17 protein-coding genes and 2 pseudogenes are annotated in these 20075 nt (G+C 71.2%); 10 read left to right on the top strand and 9 right to left on the bottom strand.

Annotated elements, in window-relative coordinates; translation table 11 throughout:
- Positions 1 to 93: 93 nt before the first annotated feature.
- The 4 genes and pseudogenes from ACFY6S_RS18835 (at position 94) to ACFY6S_RS18850 (ending at position 3070) form a co-directional block, all read left to right on the top strand.
- A complete protein-coding gene (locus tag ACFY6S_RS18835) occupies positions 94 to 498 on the top strand; it encodes a MazG nucleotide pyrophosphohydrolase domain-containing protein (protein ID WP_388818757.1) in 405 nt (134 codons plus the stop codon).
- 434 nt (positions 499 to 932) lie between these two features.
- A pseudogene (locus ACFY6S_RS18840) lies at positions 933 to 1013 on the top strand (hypothetical protein); the annotation flags it as partial.
- Between the two features lie 100 nt (positions 1014 to 1113).
- Complete coding sequence (locus ACFY6S_RS18845) at positions 1114 to 2280, top strand: nucleobase:cation symporter-2 family protein (protein ID WP_388818760.1); 1167 nt, start codon at positions 1114 to 1116, stop codon at positions 2278 to 2280.
- A gap of 178 nt (positions 2281 to 2458) precedes the next feature.
- Positions 2459 to 3070 (top strand): TetR/AcrR family transcriptional regulator, encoded by a 612-nt coding sequence (locus ACFY6S_RS18850; protein WP_388819792.1) that lies wholly within the window; start codon positions 2459 to 2461, stop codon positions 3068 to 3070.
- A gap of 67 nt (positions 3071 to 3137) precedes the next feature.
- Here ACFY6S_RS18850 and ACFY6S_RS18855 read toward each other — a convergent pair.
- From ACFY6S_RS18855 to ACFY6S_RS18865, 3 genes and pseudogenes are all read right to left on the bottom strand, one after another.
- Positions 3138 to 3336 (bottom strand): annotated as a pseudogene (locus ACFY6S_RS18855) (short-chain dehydrogenase/reductase SDR); the annotation flags it as partial.
- A 360-nt stretch (positions 3337 to 3696) separates the two neighbouring features.
- On the bottom strand, positions 3697 to 4296 hold the full coding sequence (locus ACFY6S_RS18860; protein WP_388818763.1) for a 2'-5' RNA ligase family protein: 600 nt from the start codon (positions 4294 to 4296) through the stop codon (positions 3697 to 3699).
- A 29-nt stretch (positions 4297 to 4325) separates the two neighbouring features.
- Positions 4326 to 5189 (bottom strand): SDR family NAD(P)-dependent oxidoreductase, encoded by an 864-nt coding sequence (locus ACFY6S_RS18865; protein ID WP_388818766.1) that lies wholly within the window; start codon positions 5187 to 5189, stop codon positions 4326 to 4328.
- Between the two features lie 256 nt (positions 5190 to 5445).
- Here ACFY6S_RS18865 and ACFY6S_RS18870 point away from each other — a divergent pair, with 256 nt between their 5' ends.
- A complete protein-coding gene (locus ACFY6S_RS18870) occupies positions 5446 to 6717 on the top strand; it encodes an aminotransferase class I/II-fold pyridoxal phosphate-dependent enzyme (protein ID WP_388818769.1) in 1272 nt (423 codons plus the stop codon).
- A 178-nt stretch (positions 6718 to 6895) separates the two neighbouring features.
- The gene (locus ACFY6S_RS18875; RefSeq protein WP_388818772.1) at positions 6896 to 8284 is read left to right on the top strand and encodes a family 43 glycosylhydrolase; all 1389 of its coding nucleotides are present in this window, start codon (positions 6896 to 6898) and stop codon (positions 8282 to 8284) included.
- Here ACFY6S_RS18875 and ACFY6S_RS18880 read toward each other — a convergent pair.
- Positions 8274 to 9137, bottom strand: coding sequence for a formylglycine-generating enzyme family protein (locus tag ACFY6S_RS18880; RefSeq protein ID WP_388818775.1), 864 nt, complete (start codon positions 9135 to 9137; stop codon positions 8274 to 8276). The genes ACFY6S_RS18875 and ACFY6S_RS18880 overlap by 11 nt on opposite strands.
- Before the next feature lie 116 nt (positions 9138 to 9253).
- Positions 9254 to 10801: a sulfatase-like hydrolase/transferase gene (locus ACFY6S_RS18885; protein WP_388819795.1), complete on the bottom strand. Its 1548-nt coding sequence runs from the start codon at positions 10799 to 10801 to the stop codon at positions 9254 to 9256.
- Positions 10802 to 11222: 421 nt separating this feature from the next.
- Here ACFY6S_RS18885 and ACFY6S_RS18890 point away from each other — a divergent pair, with 421 nt between their 5' ends.
- The 4 genes from ACFY6S_RS18890 (at position 11223) to ACFY6S_RS18905 (ending at position 15159) form a co-directional block, all read left to right on the top strand.
- A complete protein-coding gene (locus ACFY6S_RS18890) occupies positions 11223 to 12464 on the top strand; it encodes an ROK family protein (protein ID WP_388818778.1) in 1242 nt (413 codons plus the stop codon).
- Positions 12465 to 12480: 16 nt separating this feature from the next.
- The gene (locus ACFY6S_RS18895; protein WP_388818781.1) at positions 12481 to 13293 is read left to right on the top strand and encodes an ABC transporter permease; all 813 of its coding nucleotides are present in this window, start codon (positions 12481 to 12483) and stop codon (positions 13291 to 13293) included.
- Positions 13290 to 14069, top strand: a complete 780-nt coding sequence (locus tag ACFY6S_RS18900) for an ABC transporter ATP-binding protein (protein WP_388818783.1) — start codon at positions 13290 to 13292, stop codon at positions 14067 to 14069. Before ACFY6S_RS18895 ends, ACFY6S_RS18900 begins: the two co-directional genes overlap by 4 nt.
- A 109-nt stretch (positions 14070 to 14178) precedes the next feature.
- Entirely contained in the window at positions 14179 to 15159 is a 981-nt protein-coding gene (locus ACFY6S_RS18905) for an aliphatic sulfonate ABC transporter substrate-binding protein (protein WP_388818785.1), read from the top strand.
- 69 nt (positions 15160 to 15228) lie between these two features.
- Here ACFY6S_RS18905 and mmsB read toward each other — a convergent pair whose 3' ends face one another.
- Genes mmsB through ACFY6S_RS18925 form a run of 4 tightly spaced genes read right to left on the bottom strand, consistent with a single transcriptional unit; the run spans position 15229 to position 19851 of the window.
- A complete protein-coding gene (mmsB, locus tag ACFY6S_RS18910; protein ID WP_388819798.1) occupies positions 15229 to 16140 on the bottom strand; it encodes a 3-hydroxyisobutyrate dehydrogenase in 912 nt (303 codons plus the stop codon).
- Complete coding sequence (locus ACFY6S_RS18915) at positions 16137 to 17204, bottom strand: enoyl-CoA hydratase/isomerase family protein (RefSeq protein ID WP_388818788.1); 1068 nt, start codon at positions 17202 to 17204, stop codon at positions 16137 to 16139. Before ACFY6S_RS18915 ends, mmsB begins: the two co-directional genes overlap by 4 nt.
- Positions 17201 to 18355, bottom strand: a complete 1155-nt coding sequence (locus tag ACFY6S_RS18920) for an acyl-CoA dehydrogenase family protein (protein ID WP_388818791.1) — start codon at positions 18353 to 18355, stop codon at positions 17201 to 17203. Before ACFY6S_RS18920 ends, ACFY6S_RS18915 begins: the two co-directional genes overlap by 4 nt.
- Positions 18352 to 19851 (bottom strand): CoA-acylating methylmalonate-semialdehyde dehydrogenase, encoded by a 1500-nt coding sequence (locus ACFY6S_RS18925; protein ID WP_388818795.1) that lies wholly within the window; start codon positions 19849 to 19851, stop codon positions 18352 to 18354. Before ACFY6S_RS18925 ends, ACFY6S_RS18920 begins: the two co-directional genes overlap by 4 nt.
- Positions 19852 to 20075 lie beyond the last annotated feature (224 nt).

Genomic DNA, 20075 nt, shown 5'->3' on the forward strand with positions numbered 1-20075 from the left:
ACGAGGGGCCGGACGCGGTCACGTACTCGGGGCCCGTACTCGGTCACGTACGCGGGGCCTTGGTCGGATACGTACGCGGGTACGATCCGGGGAATGACCACTTCTCCCGCCGACCGCGTACGCGAGTTCCACCGGGCCTGCGGACTTGATGCCCGCCTCCGGCCGACGGAGGTGACACCCGAACTCGCCGCCCACCGCCAGGAGCTGCTGGAGGAGGAGGTGGCCGAGGTCGCCGAGGCCGCGGCCGGAGGCTCACTCGACCACCTCGCGCACGAACTCGCCGATGTCGTGTACGTCGCGTACGGGACCGCGCTCGTCCACGGAATCGATCTCGACGCGGTGATCGCCGAGATCCACCGGGCCAATATGACGAAGCTGGGGCCGGACGGTCTGCCGGTCCGGCGCGCGGACGGCAAGGTGCTCAAGGGCCCGCACTACGAGGCGCCCGACATCGCTGCCGTGCTGGAGCGTCAGGGCTGGTCGCGGACGGAGGGTTAGAGGCGCGGCGGAGGGCGGCGGGCAAAGGGCGGCGGAGGACGCCACGGGGTGCGAGGAGGGCCGGGAACGTCGGGGCGCAACCGCACCGTGAGGCGACCGCAACGCGTGGGAAACAGATTCAACAGAAAGTTGAACCGGCCCGCCGGGCCCGCAAACCCACCGCTCCCGCCGTCACTCCGTCCACACCCCGACCCCCGCTGTCTCCCGTTCCCCGTGCCGCGCCGGTCCGTCCCCGCCGCTGTGTGGGCGGCGTGCGCGCGGGGTGCTCCGTCCGTACCGTCCCGCTCTCCACCTGCCCCTGCCCCTGCCCGGAGGCGTCCGTGTCACAGGTCCCCGCACCGCCCAGCGCGCCCACCGCGTCCGACCGGCATCCCGTCGACCAGCCGCTGCCGCCCGCCCGGCTGGGCCTCCTCGGGCTCCAGCACGTGCTGGTGATGTACACCGGCTGTGTGACCGTGCCGCTCGTCTTCGGCGCCGCCGTCAACCTCGACACCGCCACCATCGGGCTGCTGATCAACGCCGACCTGCTGGTGGCGGGGCTGATCACACTGCTCCAGGCACTCGGCGTCGGCAGGGTCCTCGGTGTGCGCACTCGGCGTCGGCAGGGTCCTCGGTGTGCGGCTTCCGGTGGTCGCCGGGGCGACCTTCGCCGCGGTGACCCCGATGATCCTGATAGCGGGCGAGTACGGTCTGCCCGCCGTGTACGGTTCCATGATCGCGGCCGGGATCTTCGGACTGCTGATCGCGGTCCCGTTCGCCCGCGCCGTACGGTTCTTCCCCCCGCTGGTCAGCGGCTCGGTGATCACCGTCATCGGGCTCTCGCTGATAGGTGTGGCCGCCGGGCTCATCGCGGGACCGGATCCGACCGCCGAGGAGTACGCCCGGCCGAGCCATCTGGCACTGGCCGGCGGGATCGTGCTGCTCATCGTCCTGGTCGGCCGGTTCGCGCGGGGACTCCTCGCCCAACTCGGCGTCCTCATCGGCCTGGTCGGCGGCACACTCGTCGCGATACCCATGGGGCTGACCGACTTCTCCTCGGTGGGCCGCGCCGACTGGATAGGGGTGGCCTCGCCGTTCCACTTCGGCGCTCCGGAGTTCCCGGTCGCGGCCGTCGTCTCCATGTGCGTCGTGATGCTGGTGATCTTCACCGAGTCCACCGCCGACATGCTCGCCGTCGGCGAGATGACCGGCCGCCCGCTCACCTCCCGCGATCTGGCCCGCGGGCTGGCGGCCGACGGCATGTCGGGCGTCCTCGGGGGCGTCATGAACGGCTTCCTGGACACGGTCTTCGCCCAGAACGTCGGCCTGGTCGGTATGACCAAGGTGCGCAGCCGGTACGTCGCCGCCGTGGCCGGGGGCATTCTGATCCTGCTCGGCCTGGTGCCCAAGCTCGGCGAGATCGTCGCGTCCCTCCCCGGCCCGGTGATAGGGGGCGCCGGTCTGGTCATGTTCGCCACCGTGACCGCCGTCGGCGTCAACACCCTGCGTAAGGTCCCCTTCGAGGGAACCAGCAATCTGCTGGTCGTCGCGGTGTCCATCGGGGTCGGCATGGTGCCGGTCGCGGCTCCCACGATCTACCACGCCTTCCCGACCTGGTTCCAGATCATCGCGGGCAGCGCCATCACCAGTGCGACCCTCACGGCCTTCCTGCTCAATCTGCTCTTCAACCACCTCGGCGGCCGGGGTGGTACGCCGAAGGGCGAGACGGAGAGGGGAGCGGAGGGCGGGGTGGAGAGCGGGCCGGAGGGCGGGGCGAATTCTCCGGCCGGATCGGGCGGTTGACCTGCCGAATTCCACAGTTGACCTGCCGAATCCCACAGGTTGGCCGGTCGGTTCCTCGCGCGACTGTTTCGGTTCCGTATTTTCTGTTACTGGGTTACGGTTCTGGGAGACGATACGGTGTGGCCCGCGCGAGGGCCGAAGAGGGAGGCCGACGATGGCAGCCGCGACCCACGGTGCGATGCCGGCCGCCGCGCCCGGAGCCGACCGTGCGTCGAGGACCCGGCGCAGCAGGCTCACACCGGAGCGCGAGGCCGAGCTGTATACGGCCGTGCTCGACCTGCTGCGCGAGGTCGGTTACGAGTCCCTCACGATGGACGCCGTGGCCGCCCGTACCCGTTCCAGCAAGGCCACGCTCTACCGGCAGTGGGGCAGCAAACCGCTGCTGGTCGCGCGAGCGTTGCGGCACACCGCGCCGACCGGGCACAGCGGGATCGACACCGGTTCGCTGCGCGGTGACTTCCACGAGCTGGTGGCACGGGTGAAGGACGAGCAGATGGAGCAGGACAGCGCGCTGATGCGCGGCCTGATCCACGCGGTCCACAACAGCCCCGAACTGCTCAGGGCGCTGCGCGAACAGTTCCTCGATCCCGAACTGAACGGTATGGACGCGCTGTTGGCGCGTTCGGTGGAACGTGGTGAGACGGCCCCGGACAACGCGGCGTTGAAGTACGTCCCGCACATGCTGCTCGGTGCGATCATCGCCCACCAGCTGATCGAGAACCGGCCCGCCGACCAGTGCTTCATGAGGGACTACGTGGACGCGGTGGTCCTGCGCGCGCTGGGCGCCTGACGTTCCGCGCCACCGTGTTCCGCGGAGCACAACGCCTGCCTCGCGGGGCGTTCCTCCGGAGCGCACACCCCTCGGCGTCGAAGTAGCCTCCCGTGGGCCCGTCCGGGGGCACCTGGCCCCTTCGGACAATGATCTCGGCGCCCTGCTCGACGGTCTGCGTCCCGGTGTGGCCATTCATGACCGGTCGCGGTGCAGCCGGGCCCCACCGCGTTGATCCGTATCCGGGGGAACGCCTTCGCGTACTGCACGGTGATCACGTTCACCGCGAGAAGCCCAGGTCAGGAAGCGTCGTCCCCGCGCGAGCGGGGGTGGTCCGGGGGCCCGGCCGGACGCCGTGCTCCTCCTCGGGTCGTCCCCGCGCGAGCGGGGGTGGTCCCTACGTAGCCGTCCGGGGAGACTCGGCGTACGAGCAGTCCCCGCGCGTGCGGGGGTGGTCCGTTGATCTGGAGTTCCGGGGCGACCTCCAGCTCGTAGTCCCCGCGTCTGCGGGGGTGTTCCCCGGGCCGTGAGTTGTTCGCCCACCGCGTCCGCGCAATCCCCGCGCGTGCCCGCCCGCTCCGCCGCGCCCCTCCGCCCCAGCCTACGGGACTCGGACGGAGGGGCGCTTTCGTCATGTCCGGCAGCAGTCAGCCGAGGGCCACCCGCGCGTACGGCTCCCATTCGTACATCTGGTTGTCGCGGTGAATCACGATCAACTCAGCGGCGGTGATGCGTGCGGTTGCCGGCGGGACGTCGGCAGCGTCCAAGGCCGTCGCAGTGGCTGCGGCAGGCCCGTCGCTGTTGCTGTATGCCAGCGAGACGTGCGGCCGGAAACCCGTGGCCTTCTCGGGTACTTCAGCGAGAGCGTCTCCGATGGCTGCACGGATGGCGTCGCGGACCGCGTGGACAGGTTCGTGGGGCCGCACCGGGACGAGGACCGCCTCGGGGTCGAGGATCGGCGCGGACAGCGTGAGGTCGAACGCGGGCACGGCGGCCAGGCGTACGCGGGCGGCCTCAACGATGGCGTCGACCTCGGCCTGGTCGATCTCGTTGGTGAAGTCGACGCCCTGCATGGTCAGGTGAAGCCACCGGTCCGGAACCGGGTCAAGCCCGTCGACAGCCGCCAGGGCGGCGCGGTACTGAGCCGCGAACCGGTGCACGTCCGGCTGTTCGTCGAACACCAGGTGCCAGGTGTAGAAGCGTCGACCGACGCCCCAGGCGGGTCGCCACCACCAGTGGTTACTCATGTGCTCAGGAGTCATGAACCGAGATCCAATCAGCCGGCGCCCTCTCCTGACGAGAGGGCCAGGTGTCGCGGAGCCGAGTCGGCGCACCATTCGGTGATGCTCCGCCCGGCCGCGGTCGTGGCGCTCGCGGTCGCCGTCTGACCGTGGGCCAGGGACGCCGCCAGCTCCCGCATGCGCTGTGTCACGGCGCCCATCCGTCGTTCAGCCGGCATCGCCAGTACCGGCATCAGCGCGGGCATCACCCCTTCCGGCTCGCCGCAGTCGAGGAGCGCCCGGGCCTGGGCGATGTGGATCTGCGCCTCGGTGCCATGGGCCCGGACCGGCTGCGTCGCCAACAGGCCCAACGCGGTCTCCGTAGCGCGCAAGGCGTCGTGCGGCTGACCGATACGGAGGCGCACCGCCGACACGTAGTTCTCCTGGCGGGCCTGGGGACACGAGAAGAGACCACCGATGTCGTCCTCTCCGGTGCTGGCTTCCGAGCGCGCTCTGCCCTCGCGAGGGCAGCTCCTGCTTCCTCTGCCGCCCCCAGCACGGACCAGGCGTCCGCCTCCTGACACGCCAGCAGCGCCCCGACCATGCCGTCCACGGAGACGAGCGCCTCGCCGCGCGTGCGTCACCGCGTCACGGAGACGCCCGTCCCACAGCGCCACCTTCGAGCGGGTCGAGCACACCCAGGCACGCAGTCCGTCATGGCCGGCGTTCTCCGCCGGCGCGACGGACGCGTCGTCGGTGATGTCGAGGACCACCGCCCGCGCCCCCGGCCACTCGGCGGCCCGGCGCCCGCGCTCCGCGTCCCGGCTCCCCACGTACACGGTGTGACCTGCTGCGACGAGCCGGCGGGCGGTCTCGAAACCGAGGCCCTTGTTGGCTCCGGTGAGCAGGGTCGTCGCCATGTCTCCCGTGGTGCGGCCGGGAGGTGTGTGCAGCCAGGCGTCCCCCGTTCCCAGGACTGCCGGTACCCGGCAGCGGTCCGACATGGTCCGGTGCCGGGAGCCGGTCCGGGGCGGGCCGGTGCCGGGCGGCGCCCGGGGAGCGGCTGCGGCCTCGTCTCACCGTACGGAGCGGCTCCGCGCCGCCCGCGTGCCGCTTTGTATCCTCGGCAGGCGCCGCCGGATACCCGCGGCAGGCCGCCCTGCGAGAGGAATGAACATGACCACCGAGTTGAGCCCCGACGCCCTGACCGGACTCCTCGACCGCGCCAGGCGGGACTACGAGGCGCTGGTGGCGCGCGGGCTGAAGCTCGACCTCACGCGGGGCAAGCCGGCGCCCGAGCAGCTCGACCTCTCCGCGGAGCTGCTGAACCTGCCCGGCGGGCACGCGGCGGTCACCGACGGTGTGGACCTGCGCAACTACGGCGGTCTCCAGGGGCTGCCGGCGTTGCGCGACATTTTCGCCGAGCTGCTCCAGGTGCCGGCCGCCCAGCTGCTCGCGGCCGGGAACTCCAGCCTGGAGCTGATGCACGACTGTCTGGTGCACGCGCTCCTGAGCGTGCTGCCCGACGCCGGGTCCCGCTGGGCCGACCAGGACCGGATCGCGTTCCTGTGCCCGGTGCCCGGCTACGACCGGCACTTCGCGCTCTGCGAGCGGTTCGGGATCGAGATGATCCCCGTGCCGATGACCGCCGAGGGCCCGGACATGGACGTCGTGGAGCGGCTCGTCGCCGAGGACCCGGCCGTCAAGGGCATCTGGTGCGTCCCGAAGTACAGCAACCCGGACGGCGTCAGCTACAGCGACGAAACCGTGGCGCGGCTGGCCCGGATGGAGACGGCGGCCGGCGACTTCCGGATCTTCTGGGACAACGCGTACGCCGTCCACCACCTCACCGACGCGCCCGTCGAGATCGCCGACCTGCTGGCGGCCTGCGCGGCGAACGGCCATCCGGACCGCGCGTTCGTCTTCGGCTCCACCTCGAAGATCACCTTCGCGGGCGCCGGCGTCGGCTTCTTCGGCGCGTCGGCGGCCAATGTGAGCTGGCTGACCGCCAACAACTCCAAGCGGTCGATCGGCCCCGACAAGATCAACCAGCTGCGCCATCTGCTCTTCCTGCGCGACGCGGACGGTGTGCGCGCGCACATGGAGCGCCAGCGCGCGCTGCTCCAGCCCAAGTTCGCCGTCGTCCAGCGCATCCTGGAGCATGAGCTGGGCACCACCGGACTCGCCAACTGGACGTCTCCCAAGGGTGGTTACTTTGTCACGCTCACCGTGCCCGACGGCTGCGCCAAGGCGGTCGTACGGCATGCCGCCGAGGCGGGCATCGTCCTGACCCCGGCGGGCGCCACCCACCCCTACGGCGACGACCCTCGCGACGCCACCATCCGTATCGCTCCCAGCTACCCGGGGCTGCCGGAGCTGGAGCAGGCGATGCTCGGGCTGACCGCCTGTGTACGGCTGGCGGGGTACGAGAAGCTGCTCGCCGGCTGACGTACAGGGGGCAGGGGCCCGCCGGAGGAAGTGACATCCCGGATTAATTTCCGGGGTGTTGACGAAATTCGGCGGGCCTTCGCATGCTGTACGACGTGCGGCCCCGGAGTGCTTTCCAGCACGTCACCGGCGTCTGCACCCGCACCCGCACCCTGGACACAGACGAAGGGCGTGACTGATGACCAGTCCCGAGAACGAGTCGCACGTCGGACGACGGTCCCTGCTGACCGGTGTCGCCGGCTCCTTGGCGGTGTCCGCCGTACTGCCCGGCGGCATCGCGCAGGCGGCGCCCGCACAGGCCCGGCCCGCGCACGCCGACTCGACCGCTCCGGCCGCCCCGACCGCGGCGAGCGGCCGGTACCCGTCGAACCGGCCCGTCCTCGAACCCTACGGACGCGCGGACCCCGACGCGGATCTGTGGCCGCGTCAGGACAACTCCTTCATACTCCCGCTCGAACTCCGCCCCCGCGACAAGGCACGCGGCAAGGTCTGGATGCGGGACACCTACGTCAACTGCTTCGTCGTGGACGGCCGTCCGCTGTACGTGGCCACCGGCACCACCCGGGTCCCCGGCCTCGAAGCGGCGGGGCCGTGGAACGACGGGATCTTCGTGTGGGTGTCCCGGTCCCTGCGGGGGCCGTGGAGACTGGCCGACACGACCCGCATCCGGCCCGGCGCGGAGAAGGGCAAGGTGTGGTCGCCCGAGTTCGTCGACGAGAACCGGCGCGGTCGCACGGTCGTCGCTCCGTGGCAGGAGTACTGGTACGACGAGGAGTTCGGCAAGCGCGGCCAGGCATGGGCCCCCGAGCTGCACTACTTCCGGGGCAAGTGGTACATGGTGGCGTGCATGGGCGACCACTCCCGGAAGGTCGGCTCGTTCATGCTGGTGAGCGAGGGCGGGGTGGAGGGGCCGTACCGGCTCATCGAGGGAAACCACGAGAAGCCGTTCGGCGACTCGTTCATCGGAGGGCCGAAGTTCATCGAGCCGGGCGCCTACCACCACATCGACGGCAGCCTCTACTCGGAGGGTGACCAGGCGTGGCTGGTGCTGCACAACGACCTGTACGCGAAGTTCCGGCCCGACATGGAGGACATCGTCACCACGACGAACCTGCCCACGTTCCGGCAGACGCGCTACTCGCCCGAGCCGTACCTCGAAGGCGCGTACGTGTTCAAGCACGGGGGCAAGTACTACCTCCTTCAGGCCGCCTGGGACCGGACGTCGATCGACCCCTACGGCAGCCCCCGGTACGCCTACGACACGGCCGGTGACGGCCGGGTGCAGTATCAGTACGACACGGTGGTCGCCGTCTCGGACTCCTTCGAGGGACCGTACTCACAGCGCTGGACGGCCGGGGTCGCGGTCGGCCACAACAACTTCTTCGTGGACAGTGGCGGGGACCTGTGGGGGACGTTCTTCCTCAACCCGAACTTCGGCCACTGGTCCGACCCTTCGCGTCTCGCGGACGCCGCCGTGCCCGGTGTCGTGAGGCTGGAGTGGACCGGCCCGAAGGGCAACCGTCTCTACGTCCGGCGGCCCGACGGGAGCCGTACGGTCAGCGGCTGAGCACCGGGAGGAGGGTGCGGGCGCGGGCGCGGGCGACCCGGAAGCCGAGGTTTCCGGTGCTGCTGTCCGGGGTGTTGGCGGTGCGGGCGGCGACGCGGTAGCGGTTGCAGTACGAGTCGTGGCACAGGTACGAGCCGCCCCGCATCGCCCGCAGCCCCGGTGCCCTCGGATGCCAGGTGTCCGCCGTCCACTCCCAGACGTTGCCGGAGACGTTGAACAGCCCGAAGCCGTTGGGCGGATAGGCGTGCACCGGAGCGGTGCCCGCGCGGCCGTCCCCGGCGGTGCTCCCGTCCGGGAAGGACCCCTGCCAGATGTTGCAGCGGTGCGCGCCGCCGGGGGTGAGGTCGTCACCCCACGGGTAGCGGGCCTGGTCGAGCCCGCCTCGGGCCGCGTACTCCCACTCCGCCTCGGTCGGCAGCCGCCCGCCGTCCCAGGCGCAGAAGGCGCGGGCGTCCGTCCAGCTGACATGGCCGACCGGGTGGTCCCCGCGTCCGTCCAGCCCGCTGCCGGGCCCCTCCGGCGCGTCCCAGCGGGCCCCCTCCACACCGCACCACCACGGGGTGGCGGCCGGGCGCGGTGACGCCTCGCGCAGCGGCTCGGGCAGGAATGCCGCGAAGACGTAGCTCCAGCCGAACCGTTCGGCGTCGGTACGGTGGCCGGTCGCCGCGACGAAGGCGGCGAAGCGCGCGTTGGTCACGGCGTGCGCGTCCATCGCGAACGGGGCGACGGTGACCTCGCGCACCGGCCCCTCCCCGTCCCCGGGGTTCACGTCGCGGTCCTCGCTGCCCATCCGGAACGTGCCGCCGGGCAGGTCGATCGGTGTCCGGTACGCCTCGGCCGCGCTGTCCGGCATCCGTGGCGCGGTCGCTCCCGGTGCCGCGGCCAAAACTCCGGCCGCGGCACCGGGAGCGGCCGGCCGCCGGGCGGGGGCGCAGCAGGAGTCCGCCGCGGCACCGGAGTCCGTCGGTGTCACGCGCTCTCCTGCCGCGCCCGCTCCGGCGCGGGAGCGTCGCCGGGTTCGCTCTCGAACGCCGAGAGCGTGGTGTCGTAGTCGGTCTCCACGTCGTACATCGGTGTCATCCAGTGGAAGAAGTTGTCGCCCCGGTCGCGGAGCAGGTGGTAGAGCGTGCGGGTCAGTTCGGCCCGCACCTCGCTCAGTTCGGGGTGGTCGTAGCGGTTGTGCAGCTCGTCGGGGTCGCTGTGCAGGTCGTACAGCTCGTTGTGGGACTCGGGGTTGACGACCAGCTTGTGGCGGCGGGTGCGCAGCATCCGCTGAGGGTACGGGAAGTGGTGGCCGTGGAACTCGGCGAGGTGGTGCTGCTCCCACTCCGGCCGCTCGCCGGCGGCCAGCGGAAGCAGGCTCCGGCTGTCCACGGCCGGCCCGGTGTCGCTGCCCGCGAGGTCGAGGATGGTGGCGGTGCAGTCGGTGAGCGAGACGAACTCGTCGCGGACCTGGCCGCCGGGCGCGCCGGGGACCTTCAGGAAACCGGGAATGCGGTAGATGTCCTCGTACATCGCCGGGCCCTTGTCGTGCAGCCGGTGGGAGCCGGTGAACTCGCCGTGGTCCGCCGTGAAGAACACCGCGGTGTGCTCCTCCAGGCCCAGCTCGCGCACGGCGTCGAGGATGCGGCCGATCTGCTCGTCGATGAGGGTGACATAGCCCCAGTAGACGGCGATCAGCTTCCGGCTCTCCTCCAGCGGCATGGTGTCGAAGGCCCACAGCTTGCTGTAGTTGCTCTGCACCGGTGGCTTCGCGGCGAAGGTCTCGCTCACCGAGGCGGGCAGCTCGACCAGGGAAGGGTCGTACATGTCGTAGTACGCGTCCGGCAGGATGTAGGGCAGATGCGGGCCGAAGAAGTGGGTGGCCAGGAAGAACGGCCGCTCTCCGGCGGCCCCGGTGCCCGCCGCGGCCTCCCCCGGCGCCGTGCCCACGCCGTCCGCCACCCAGCGGCGCAGCATCTCGATGGTGCGGGTGGCGAGATAATGCTCGAAGGTCGCCTCCACCGGCTGGTGCAGGCGTGCGGCGAGGAGGTTTCCGGGGCTGCCGTTGGGAGTGGTGCCGCGTACCGGGTCGGTGATGCGGTACGGCGGGAGGCCGTTCTCCTCCAGGTAGGCGAGGTAGTCCGGGTGGTCCACCGGGTTGTGCCAGCCCGCCAGGTCGGGGCCCTCGAAGCCGTAGTCCGCGGCGGTCCGCCGCACTCCCCCGTGCCACTTGCCCATCAGCCCCAACCGGTACCCCTCGGAGCTGAGTTGCTCGGCGAAGGTGAACTGGTCGTCGGCGAGGTCCTCCAGGTAGCCCACGTTGCGCTCGTAGTTGGCCAGCAGCTTGTGGCGGAACGGCGCGGCGCCGGTGAGCAGGCTGGCGCGGGCGGGGGTGCAGATCGCGGTGGGGGTGTAGCAGCTGTCGAACCGGGTGCCCTCGGCCGCGAGCCGGTCCAGGTTCGGGGTGCGGACGTGCGGGTTGCCGTAGGCGCCGAGGGTGTCCACCCGGTGCTGATCGGTCATGAGGAAGAGCATGTTGGGGCGCACGGGGACTCTTTCGGTTCGGTCTCTTCGGTCGGTTCTGCCGGTCGGTGAGTCGGACCGGTCGGTGCTGTCGGTCGGTCGGTCTGTCGGACCGGTCGGTTCTGTAGGACCGGTCGGTGCTGTCGGTCGGCCGGACCGGTCGGTCGGGTCGGGTCGGGTGTGACCGGCGGGAGCGCCGGAGGGGCACCGCGGCAAGGTGGCGCGGTCCCGGCCGGTGCCACGCGAGGCATGTTCCGGCCCGTACGAGATTTATGTCAATGGTGCGAACAATAAACCTGTCCGCTGCCGACGCTCCGCTGCCGCCCGAAGGCGGTACACCGCAGCAGGGACACGGTGGGGGCGCTCCCCAGCCGTCCGGACCGGCCGGGAATTGCTTTGTTCCGGCTCATTGACGAAAAACGTGGGGCTCCCCATGCTGTTCGGCATGCAGGCACACGACGGTCCGCTGACACGACTGCGCAAGAGCCACGAGCAGTCGGTCCTGGATCTCCTCCGCGAGCACGGCCCCCTCAGCCGGGCCGAATTGGGCACGCACTGCGGCCTGTCCCGCACCACCCTGTACGACATCGTCGCCGGTCTCGTCGAGGGCGGCGCGGTGGTCACCACCACACCGCGGGCCGAGGTGCGCAGACGTGGCCGGCCGGTCGAGAAACTCAGTCTCAATCCGGACGCGGGAGAGGCGATCGGCATCGACTTCGCCCGCCGCGCCATCCATGTCTCGGCGGTCAACGTCGCCCACGAGGTGATCGGTTCCGCCAGTGAGTCACACGCCCCCGGCCTCACCTGGCCCCAGCGGGCCGATATCGCCGAACGGCTCCTGGGTTCGCTCGGCGGCCCTCCCCCCGTCGGCAGGTCCGCCGGCCGCGCCCCCCGGCACGGCGTGCTGCGGCTCGGCCTGCTCAGCGCGATCGGTGTCGGCGTGGTCGGTCCGGTCGTCGACCCCGACAGCCCGGACTCCCGGGTGCGCGGCCCCGACGGGCTGTCAGCACTGCTCCGCGAACGGTTCGGTGTCCCGGTACTGCTCGACAACAACACCAGGCTCGCGGCGCTCGCCGAGGCCGTGTGGGGCGCGGCCTCCGACGGCGGGGACGTGCTCTATCTGCGGCTCTCCCACGGGGTGGGCGGCGGTCTGGTGGTGGGAGGCCGGCTGCATCGCGGGATGTACGGCCTGTCGGGCGAGTTCGGCCACATCACCGTCGACCCCCGGGGCGCGTTGTGCGAATGCGGTGGCACCGGCTGTCTGGAGACCGTCGCCTCGCTCGACGCCGTCCTGCGCCGCTACCGCTCGGAGGGCGGCCGGGCCGAGGACATCTCGGGGTTCCTGGCGGCCGCCGCGTCCGGCGACCGGCGGGCCCACGCGGTGCTGGAGCGTACCGGCACCGACATCGGGACGGTGCTGGCCGCCGTCTGCAACGCGGTCGGCCCGGGCGTCGTCGTCATCGGCGGCGAGCTGGCCGAGGCGGGCGCCGCCCTGTTCGAGCCCGTCGAACGGTCGCTGCGCGCCCATGTCATGCCGATGGTCCGCGACCGCGTCCGCCTACGGAGCGCCACCCTTGGCGAAGCCGGCAGTTCGCTGGGCGGCATCGCCCTCGTCCTGCGCGAATCCCCCTTGCTCTCCCGCTATCCGCAGCCCGTCACCGAGGAGCACGCGTGAACCCAGGCAGGCACCCATGGCCGTGACCGTCCCTCCGGAGAAGACCGCCGTGGCCGGCACCCCGCGGCGTACCGAACGCGGCTCCCGGCGGCCGCTGGCCCTCAACGTCCTCGCGCTCACGGCGGGTGTCCTCGTGTGGGCGGCCGTGGCCGCGCCGGGGCTGGTCGAGAACCTGCCGACGCCGCTCGCCGTGGCGCGCAGGGCCGGGGACATGCTCGCCGACGGCACCCTGGCGACCGATACCCTCGCCAGCCTGCGCCGGGTCTTCCTCGGATACGCCCTCGGTGTGATCGTGGCCGTGCCCGTGGGCTTCCTCATGGGCTGGTACCCGGTGGTGCGTGCCGTCGTCGAGCCCTACGTCCAGTTCTTCCGTACCGTGCCACCGCTCGCGCTCATCCCGCTGACGGTGGTGCTGCTCGGCATCGGCGAGGTGCCGAAGGTCGCGGTGATCTGCCTGGCCTCCTTCATGGCCTGCGTCGTCGCCTCCTTCCAGGGCGTCGTCGACGTGGACCGCACCCTCATCAACGCCGCCCGGGTCCTGGGCGCGCCGGACCGGGTCATCTTCGCGAAGGTGGTCATCCCCGCCTCGACGCCGTTCATCCTCGTCGGCATGCGTATCGGGCTCGGCGCGTCCTGGGCCACGGTGGTGGCGGCCGAGCTGATCGGCGCGCAGGAGGGGCTGGGCTACCGGATGCAGAAGGCGTCCACCTGGTTCGAGATGGACACGATCTTCGTGTCCCTGATCACCATCGGCGTGCTCGGCCTGCTCATGGACCGGTTGCTGCTGCTCGCCGAACGACGGCTCACCGGCTGGCAGGAGCGACGATGAACAGCAAGATCAGCTTTCAGGACGTGGTGAAGACCTTCCCGCTCAAGGGCGCCGAGTTCACCGCGCTGGACGGGGTGTCCCTGGACATCGCCGACCAGGAGTTCGTCACCGTCGTCGGCCCCTCCGGCTGCGGCAAGAGCACCCTGATGAGCATGGCGGCCGGTCTCCAGGAGCCCAGCTCCGGCCGGGTCCTGGTGGACGGCGCGCCGGTGACCGGACCCGGTCCCGACCGGGGGGTGATCTTCCAGCAGTACGCGCTGTTCCCTTGGTTGACGGTACGTCAGAACGTGGAGTTCGGTCTCCGGCTCGCCTCGGTGCCCGCCGAGGAGCGGCGCCGCCGGGCCGACCGCGCCATCGCCCTGGTCGGGCTCGACGACTTCGCCGACGCCCTTCCCAAGACGCTCTCGGGCGGTATGAAGCAGCGCTGCGCCATCGCCCGTGCCTACGCGGTGGACCCCCGGGTCCTCCTGATGGACGAGCCGTTCGGGGCGCTCGACGCCCTCACCCGGGTGCAGTTGCAGGACCAGCTCCTGGCGACCTGGAGCCGGGAGAAGCGAACCGTGCTGTTCATCACCCACGATGTCGACGAGGCGGTGTATCTGGCCGGCCGTGTGGTGGTCATGGCCGCCGGGCCCGGCCGTGTCCACCGTGTCATCGACGTGGACCTGCCCTATCCCCGTACCGAGGAGATCCGGCTCTCGGCGGAGTTCCGGCGGATCCGGAACGCGGTGTGGACCGCCGTCCACCATCAGGAAGCCGGCGCCCCCGCCACCTAGCCGCCGCCTCCCGCGAGTTGTCACCGGGCGGCCCGGCCGGACACCCGCCCGCGGCCTCCCTCCCCATCCCCTTTTTTCTCGCCCCCTTTCCCGTGAGGACTTCTTCGTCATGCCCGGAAACACCGTCCGCCGCGCCCTGTCGGCGCTTCTCTCCGTCGCCGCCCTCTCCCTCACCATGAGCGCCTGCTCCGACAGCGCCGCCGACGACGACACGGTCGACTTCGGCTACATAGGCGACTACAACGGGGCCAGCCTGCTGGCCATCGCCCAGGACCAGGGGCTGTGGAAGAAACAGGGCCTCACCGCGAGCACGAAGGTGTTCAACAACGGGCCGGTGCAGATCCAGGCACTGGGCTCAGGCGACCTCGACTACGGCTACATCGGCCCCGGCGCGATGTGGCTGCCCGCCTCCGGCAAGGCGAAGGTCATCTCGGTCAACACGTACACCTACGCCGACCGCGTCATCGCCCAGCCCGGCATCCGGACGATGCGGGACCTCAAGGGCAAGCGGGTCGGCGTACCCGAGGGCACCTCGGGCGACATGATCCTCAACATCGCGCTGGAGCAGGCCGGGATGACCACGAAGGACATCCAGAAGATCGCCATGGACCCCTCCACCGTCGTATCGGCCTTCACCTCCGGAAAGATCGACGGCGCCGGCATCTTCTACCCCTCCATCGACACCATCAGGAAGAAGGTCCCGGAGCTGCGGGAGCTGGCCGGCACCAAGGAGACCGGTGACACCTTCCCCACCGCCTTCGTCGCCGGGAACAAGGTGCCCCAGCAGAAGAACACCAAGGTGATCAAGGTGTTGCAGCAGGCCAACGACTGGCGCGCGAAACACCCCGAGGAGTCCATCGCCCTCGTGGCGAAGATGCTGAACGTCAGCGAGGCACAGGCGAAGGCCGATGCCTCGCATGTCGAGTCGTTCTCCACCGACGACCTGGTGGCGAAGACCGAGAGCGGCGAGATCGGCCGTGCGCTGAGCAAGCTCGGCGATCTCTTCGTCCGCAACGAGCAGTTGGCGAAGAATCCCGACCCCGCCGACTACTACGACGGCGACCTGTACCGGAAGGCGCACACCGGATAGCCCGGCCGGATTCCCCGGTACGACCGGGGCCGTGTCCGCCCCAGCGGCTCCCGGCGGCGACGGCCTCGTTCACACCGGGCGGGACGCGGACCGGTCCCGGACCTTCCTGACGATCCCGGAGAAGTCCTCCGCCGTACCGGCTTCTTCGGCATAGGCGGCGTAGATGTCCGCCGCTCTCAGGCCGAGTTCGGCGTGCACGCCACCGGCTCTGGCGGCACTGGCGGCCAGGCTCAGGTCCTTGGCCATGAGGGGGACGGCGAACCCGGCCCGGTAGCCGTGGTTGGCGGGGCTGCCCGGAACCGGGCCGGGCACCGGGCAGTTGACGGTCAGTGCCCAGCACTGCCCGGAGGCGGTGGAGGCGACGTCGAACAGGGCTTGGTGCGAGAGGCCCAGGCTCTCTGCCAGGACGAACGCCTCGCTCACAGCGATCATCGAGACGCCGAGGATCATGTTGTTGCAGACCTTCGCGGCCTGTCCGGCGCCGGGGCCGCCGCAGTGCACCGCCCTCTTGCCCATGACGGCCAAGAGCGCTTCGGCCTCGGCGAATTCGGCCTCGCCGCCGCCCGCCATGAAGGTGAGCGTGCCTGCCTCAGCGCCGACCACTCCCCCGGAGACCGGGGCGTCCAGAGTCCGCATCCCCGCCGTCGCGGCGGCCTCGTGGGCGGCGCGGGCGTCGGCCACGGCGATGGTCGAGCAGTCGATGAACAGAGTGCCCGGCCGGGCGGCGGCCGGCAGCCCCTCCTCTCGGTAGAGGCCGAGGACATGCCGTCCCGCGGGCAGCATGGTGATCACCACGTCCGCCGTCGCGACGGCGTCCGCCGACGATCCGGCCGCTTCCACACCGGTGCCGACGGCCGTGGCGAGCAGCTCGGGCACCAGGTCGTGGCCGAGGACCCGGTGGCCGGCCTTGACGAGGTTCGCGGCCATCGGGCCGCCCATGTGGCCGAGGCCGAGGAAACCGATCGTGCGCCTGCTGTTCACCACGGCATCTCCTGCGGGGTTGTGGCCAGCCGGAGTTCGCCTCCGGCCGGCGGGGCGAAGTAGCGCGCCACGTCCGCCTCGGTGACCTCGGCCAGGGTGGCCGGTGTCCAGCGGGGGCTGCGGTCCTTGTCGATGACCTGGGCCCTGATCCCCTCGGCCAGGTCGGGCGAGGCGAGCGCGGCACAGGAGACCCGGTACTCCTGTTCCAGTACGCGCTCCATCGGGCCGAGCCGCCGGGCGCGGCGCAGCGCGGCCAGCGTGACTTTCAGCGCGGTGGGTGACTTGGTGACAAGGGTGTCGGCCGCCGCTTCGGCGGTGCCCGCTCCCCGGCCGCGCAGCCGGGCGACGATCTCCTCCACCGTACCGGCGCCGTAGCACTGGTCGATCCAGCTCCGGTGTCCGGCCAGTTCACCGGCCGGCGGCCGGCGGACATACCTCCGGAGCACGTCCCTGACCGGCCGCTCGGCGAGGTCGCCCAGCAGCCGGGGCAGGTCGTCGGAGAGGACGAAGTGGTCGGCGAGCCCGCACAGCAGGGCGTCCCCCGCGCCGATCCGCGCGCCGGTCAGCGCCAGGTGGGTGCCGAGTTCGCCCGGCGCGAGGGCGAGCAGGTAGGTGCCGCCGACATCCGGGACGAAGCCGATCCCGGTCTCCGGCATCGCGATCCGGGAGCGTTCGGTGACGATACGGACGCTGCCGTGCGCGGACACCCCGACGCCACCGCCCATCACGATGCCGTCCATCACGGCGACGTAGGGCTTCGGGTAGTGGGCGATGCGGGCGTTGAGCCGGTACTCGTCCCGCCAGAAGCCGGCGGAGGCCGTCCCCCCGGCGCGCATGTCCTCGTGGATGGAGCGGATGTCGCCGCCCGCGCACAGGCCGCGTCCGCCGGCGCCCGTGATGACCACCGTCCGTACGGCCGGATCGTGCTCCCACACGGTCAGCGCCTCGTCGACGCGTCGCACCATGGTGTGGGTGAGGGCGTTGAGGGCCTCGGGCCGGTTGAGGGTGAGACGGCCCGCGCGGCCCTCGGTACGGACCAGTACGGATTGATCGGCGGCGGTCACCCGAGCGCCGCCGTCAGACCTCGGGCAACGATGACACGCATGATCTCGTTGGTTCCTTCCAGGATCTGGTGGACGCGGAGGTCCCGGACGATCTTCTCGACGCCGTACTCGCTCAAGTAGCCGTACCCGCCGTGCAGTTGCAGGGCCCGGTCGGCGACGGAGTAGCCGGTGTCGGTGGCGAAGCGTTTGGCCATCGCGCACAGTTGCGGGGAGCGGGGGTCGTCGCGGTCCAGGGCGTCGGCGGCCTGGTGGACCAGGGCGCGGGCGGCGGCGAGTTCGGTCGCCATGTCGGCGAGCCGGAACCGGAGCGCGGTCGAGTCCAGCAGCCGGGCGCCGAACGCCTCGCGGTCCGCGAGATGGACCAGGCTCCGGTCCAGTGCGCTGCGGGCGCCGCCGAGGGAGCAGGCGGCGATACCGAGCCGTCCGCCGTTCAGCCCGCTCATGGCGATACGGAAGCCGTCGCCCTCCCGGCCGAGGAGCCGGTCGGCCGGCACGCGAACGTCTTCGAGGACGACCTGACGGGTGGGCTGGGCGTTCCAGCCCATCTTCTTCTCGTTCGGCCCGAAGGACAGACCGGCGTCGTCCCGGTCGACCACGAAGGCGGAGATCCCGGACGGGCCGTCCTGGCCGGTGCGCGCCATGACGATGTACAACTGGGCGGCGCCCGCACCGGAGATGAACTGCTTCACGCCGGTGAGGACGTAGTGGCCGCCGTCGCGTAGCGCGCGGGTGCTCAGGGCCGCTGCGTCCGATCCGGCCCCGGGCTCGGTCAGGCAGTAGCTTCCGAGGTCGTCCATGGCGCACAGCCGGGGCAGCCACCGTGCGCGCTGCGCCGGGTCGCCGTGGCGGTCGATCATCCAGGCGACCATGTTGTGGATGGAGAGGTAGCCCGCGATGGAGGGGCAGCCGGAGGCCAGCGCCTCGAAGACGAGGACCCCGTCGGCCCGGGTGAGGCCGCTGCCGCCCACTTCCTCCCGTACGTACACACCGCCGAGGCCGAGCCCGGCCGCCTTGCGCAGCACGTCGAGGGGGAAGTGCTTTTCCTGGTCCCACCGGACGGCGTGGGGGGCCAGCTGGTCCTGCGCGAAATCGAGGGTGGTCTCGACAAGTGCCTGCTGGTCTTCGGTGAGCGAGGTGGTCATGGCGCTCATCCCATGGTGGGGATGGTGAAGCTCGCGCCTTCTTTCGCCCCCGAGGGCCAGCGCGAGGTGACGGTCTTGGTGCGGGTGTAGAAGCGGACGGCGTCGGGACCGTGCTGGTTCAGGTCGCCGAAACCGGACCGCTTCCAGCCTCCGAAGGTGTGGTACGCGACGGGTACCGGGATGGGGACGTTGACGCCGACCATGCCGGTGTTCACCCGCCGGGTGAAGTCGCGTGCGGTGTCACCGTCCCTGGTGAAGATCGCGACTCCGTTCCCGTACGGGTGTTCACTGGGCAGCCGCAGCGCCTCCTCGTAGTCGGCGGCCCGTGCGACGCACAGCACCGGGCCGAAGATCTCCTCGCGGTAGATCCGCATCCGGGTACCGACCCGGTCGAAGAGGGAGGCGCCCGCGAAGAACCCGTTCTCGTGTCCGGGCAACGAGAAGTCCCTTCCGTCCACGACGAGTTCGGCTCCCTCGTTGACCCCTATGTCCACGTAGCGCCGCACCCGGTCGAGGGCGTCGCGGCTCACCAGGGGGCCGAAGTCGGCGTCCGGGTCGTCGGATCGGCCGATACGGAGCGTCCCGATGCGCTCCTTGAGCGCGGCGACGAGCGCGTCGGCGGTCTCCTCGCCGACGGGCACGGCCACGGAGATCGCCATGCAGCGCTCGCCCGCTGACCCGTATCCGGCCCCGATGAGCGCGTCGACGGCCTGGTCGAGGTCGGCGTCCGGCATGACGATCATGTGGTTCTTGGCGCCGCCGAAGCACTGGGCGCGCTTGCCGTGGGCGGCGGCCGTGGTATAGATGTGCGCGGCGATCCTGCTGGAGCCGACGAAGCCGAGGGCCTGGACCCTGGGGTCCTCCAGAAGGGTGTCGACGGTCTCCTTGCCGCCGTTGACCACATTGAGGACCCCGGGCGGGAGTCCCGCCTCGACGAACAGTTCGGCCAGCCGCAACGGCACGGACGGGTCACGCTCGGACGGCTTCAGAATGAAGGCGTTGCCGCAGGCGAGGGCGGGGGCCGCCTTCCACAGGGGGATCATCGCGGGGAAGTTGAACGGGGTGATCCCGGCGACGACACCCAGCGGGGAGCGCAGCGAGTGCACATCGATACCGGAGCCTGCGTTGTCGCTGAACTCGCCCTTCAGCAGGTGCGGGATGCCTGCGGCGAACTCCATCACCTCCAGGCCGCGTTGGATGTCGCCGTGTGCGTCCGCCACGGTCTTGCCGTGCTCGGCGGACAGCGTCCGCGCCAGGGAATCGCGTTCGGCGTCGACGAGTTGGAGGAAGCGCAGCAGGACACGGGCGCGCCGCTGCGGGTTCCACTGCCCCCACTCCCGCTGCGCGGCGGCCGCGTCGGTGATCGCGGCCCCGGTCTCCGCGCGGCCGGCGAGCGGCACCCGGGCCTGCACCGTACCGGTGTTGGGGTCGTACACGTCGCCGAAGAGGCCGGACGCGCCGGCGGTGTGTCTGCCGCCGACGAAATGGGTGAGTTCACGGACCATGGTTGCCTGCTCTCGTCAGGTGAGATCCGGGGGATGCCACGGCAGCCCGAAGCCGGGGGCATCGGTCGGTGCGGCCATGGGCACACCGGTCGACGCTTCGGTGGGGCGAGCCGTGGGAAAAGCGAACCGCGAGGGCCGTCTGGCCGTCGAAGGTCTACGAAAGCGCGCGGGGGCGCGTGCGCTCCGCCGGATCACCAGGGTCATGGGTACGGACCGGTGCCATG

The organism is Streptomyces sp. NPDC012835 (genome assembly GCF_042900885.1).
In the GTDB taxonomy this organism is placed as follows: Bacteria; Actinomycetota; Actinomycetes; order Streptomycetales; family Streptomycetaceae; genus Streptomyces.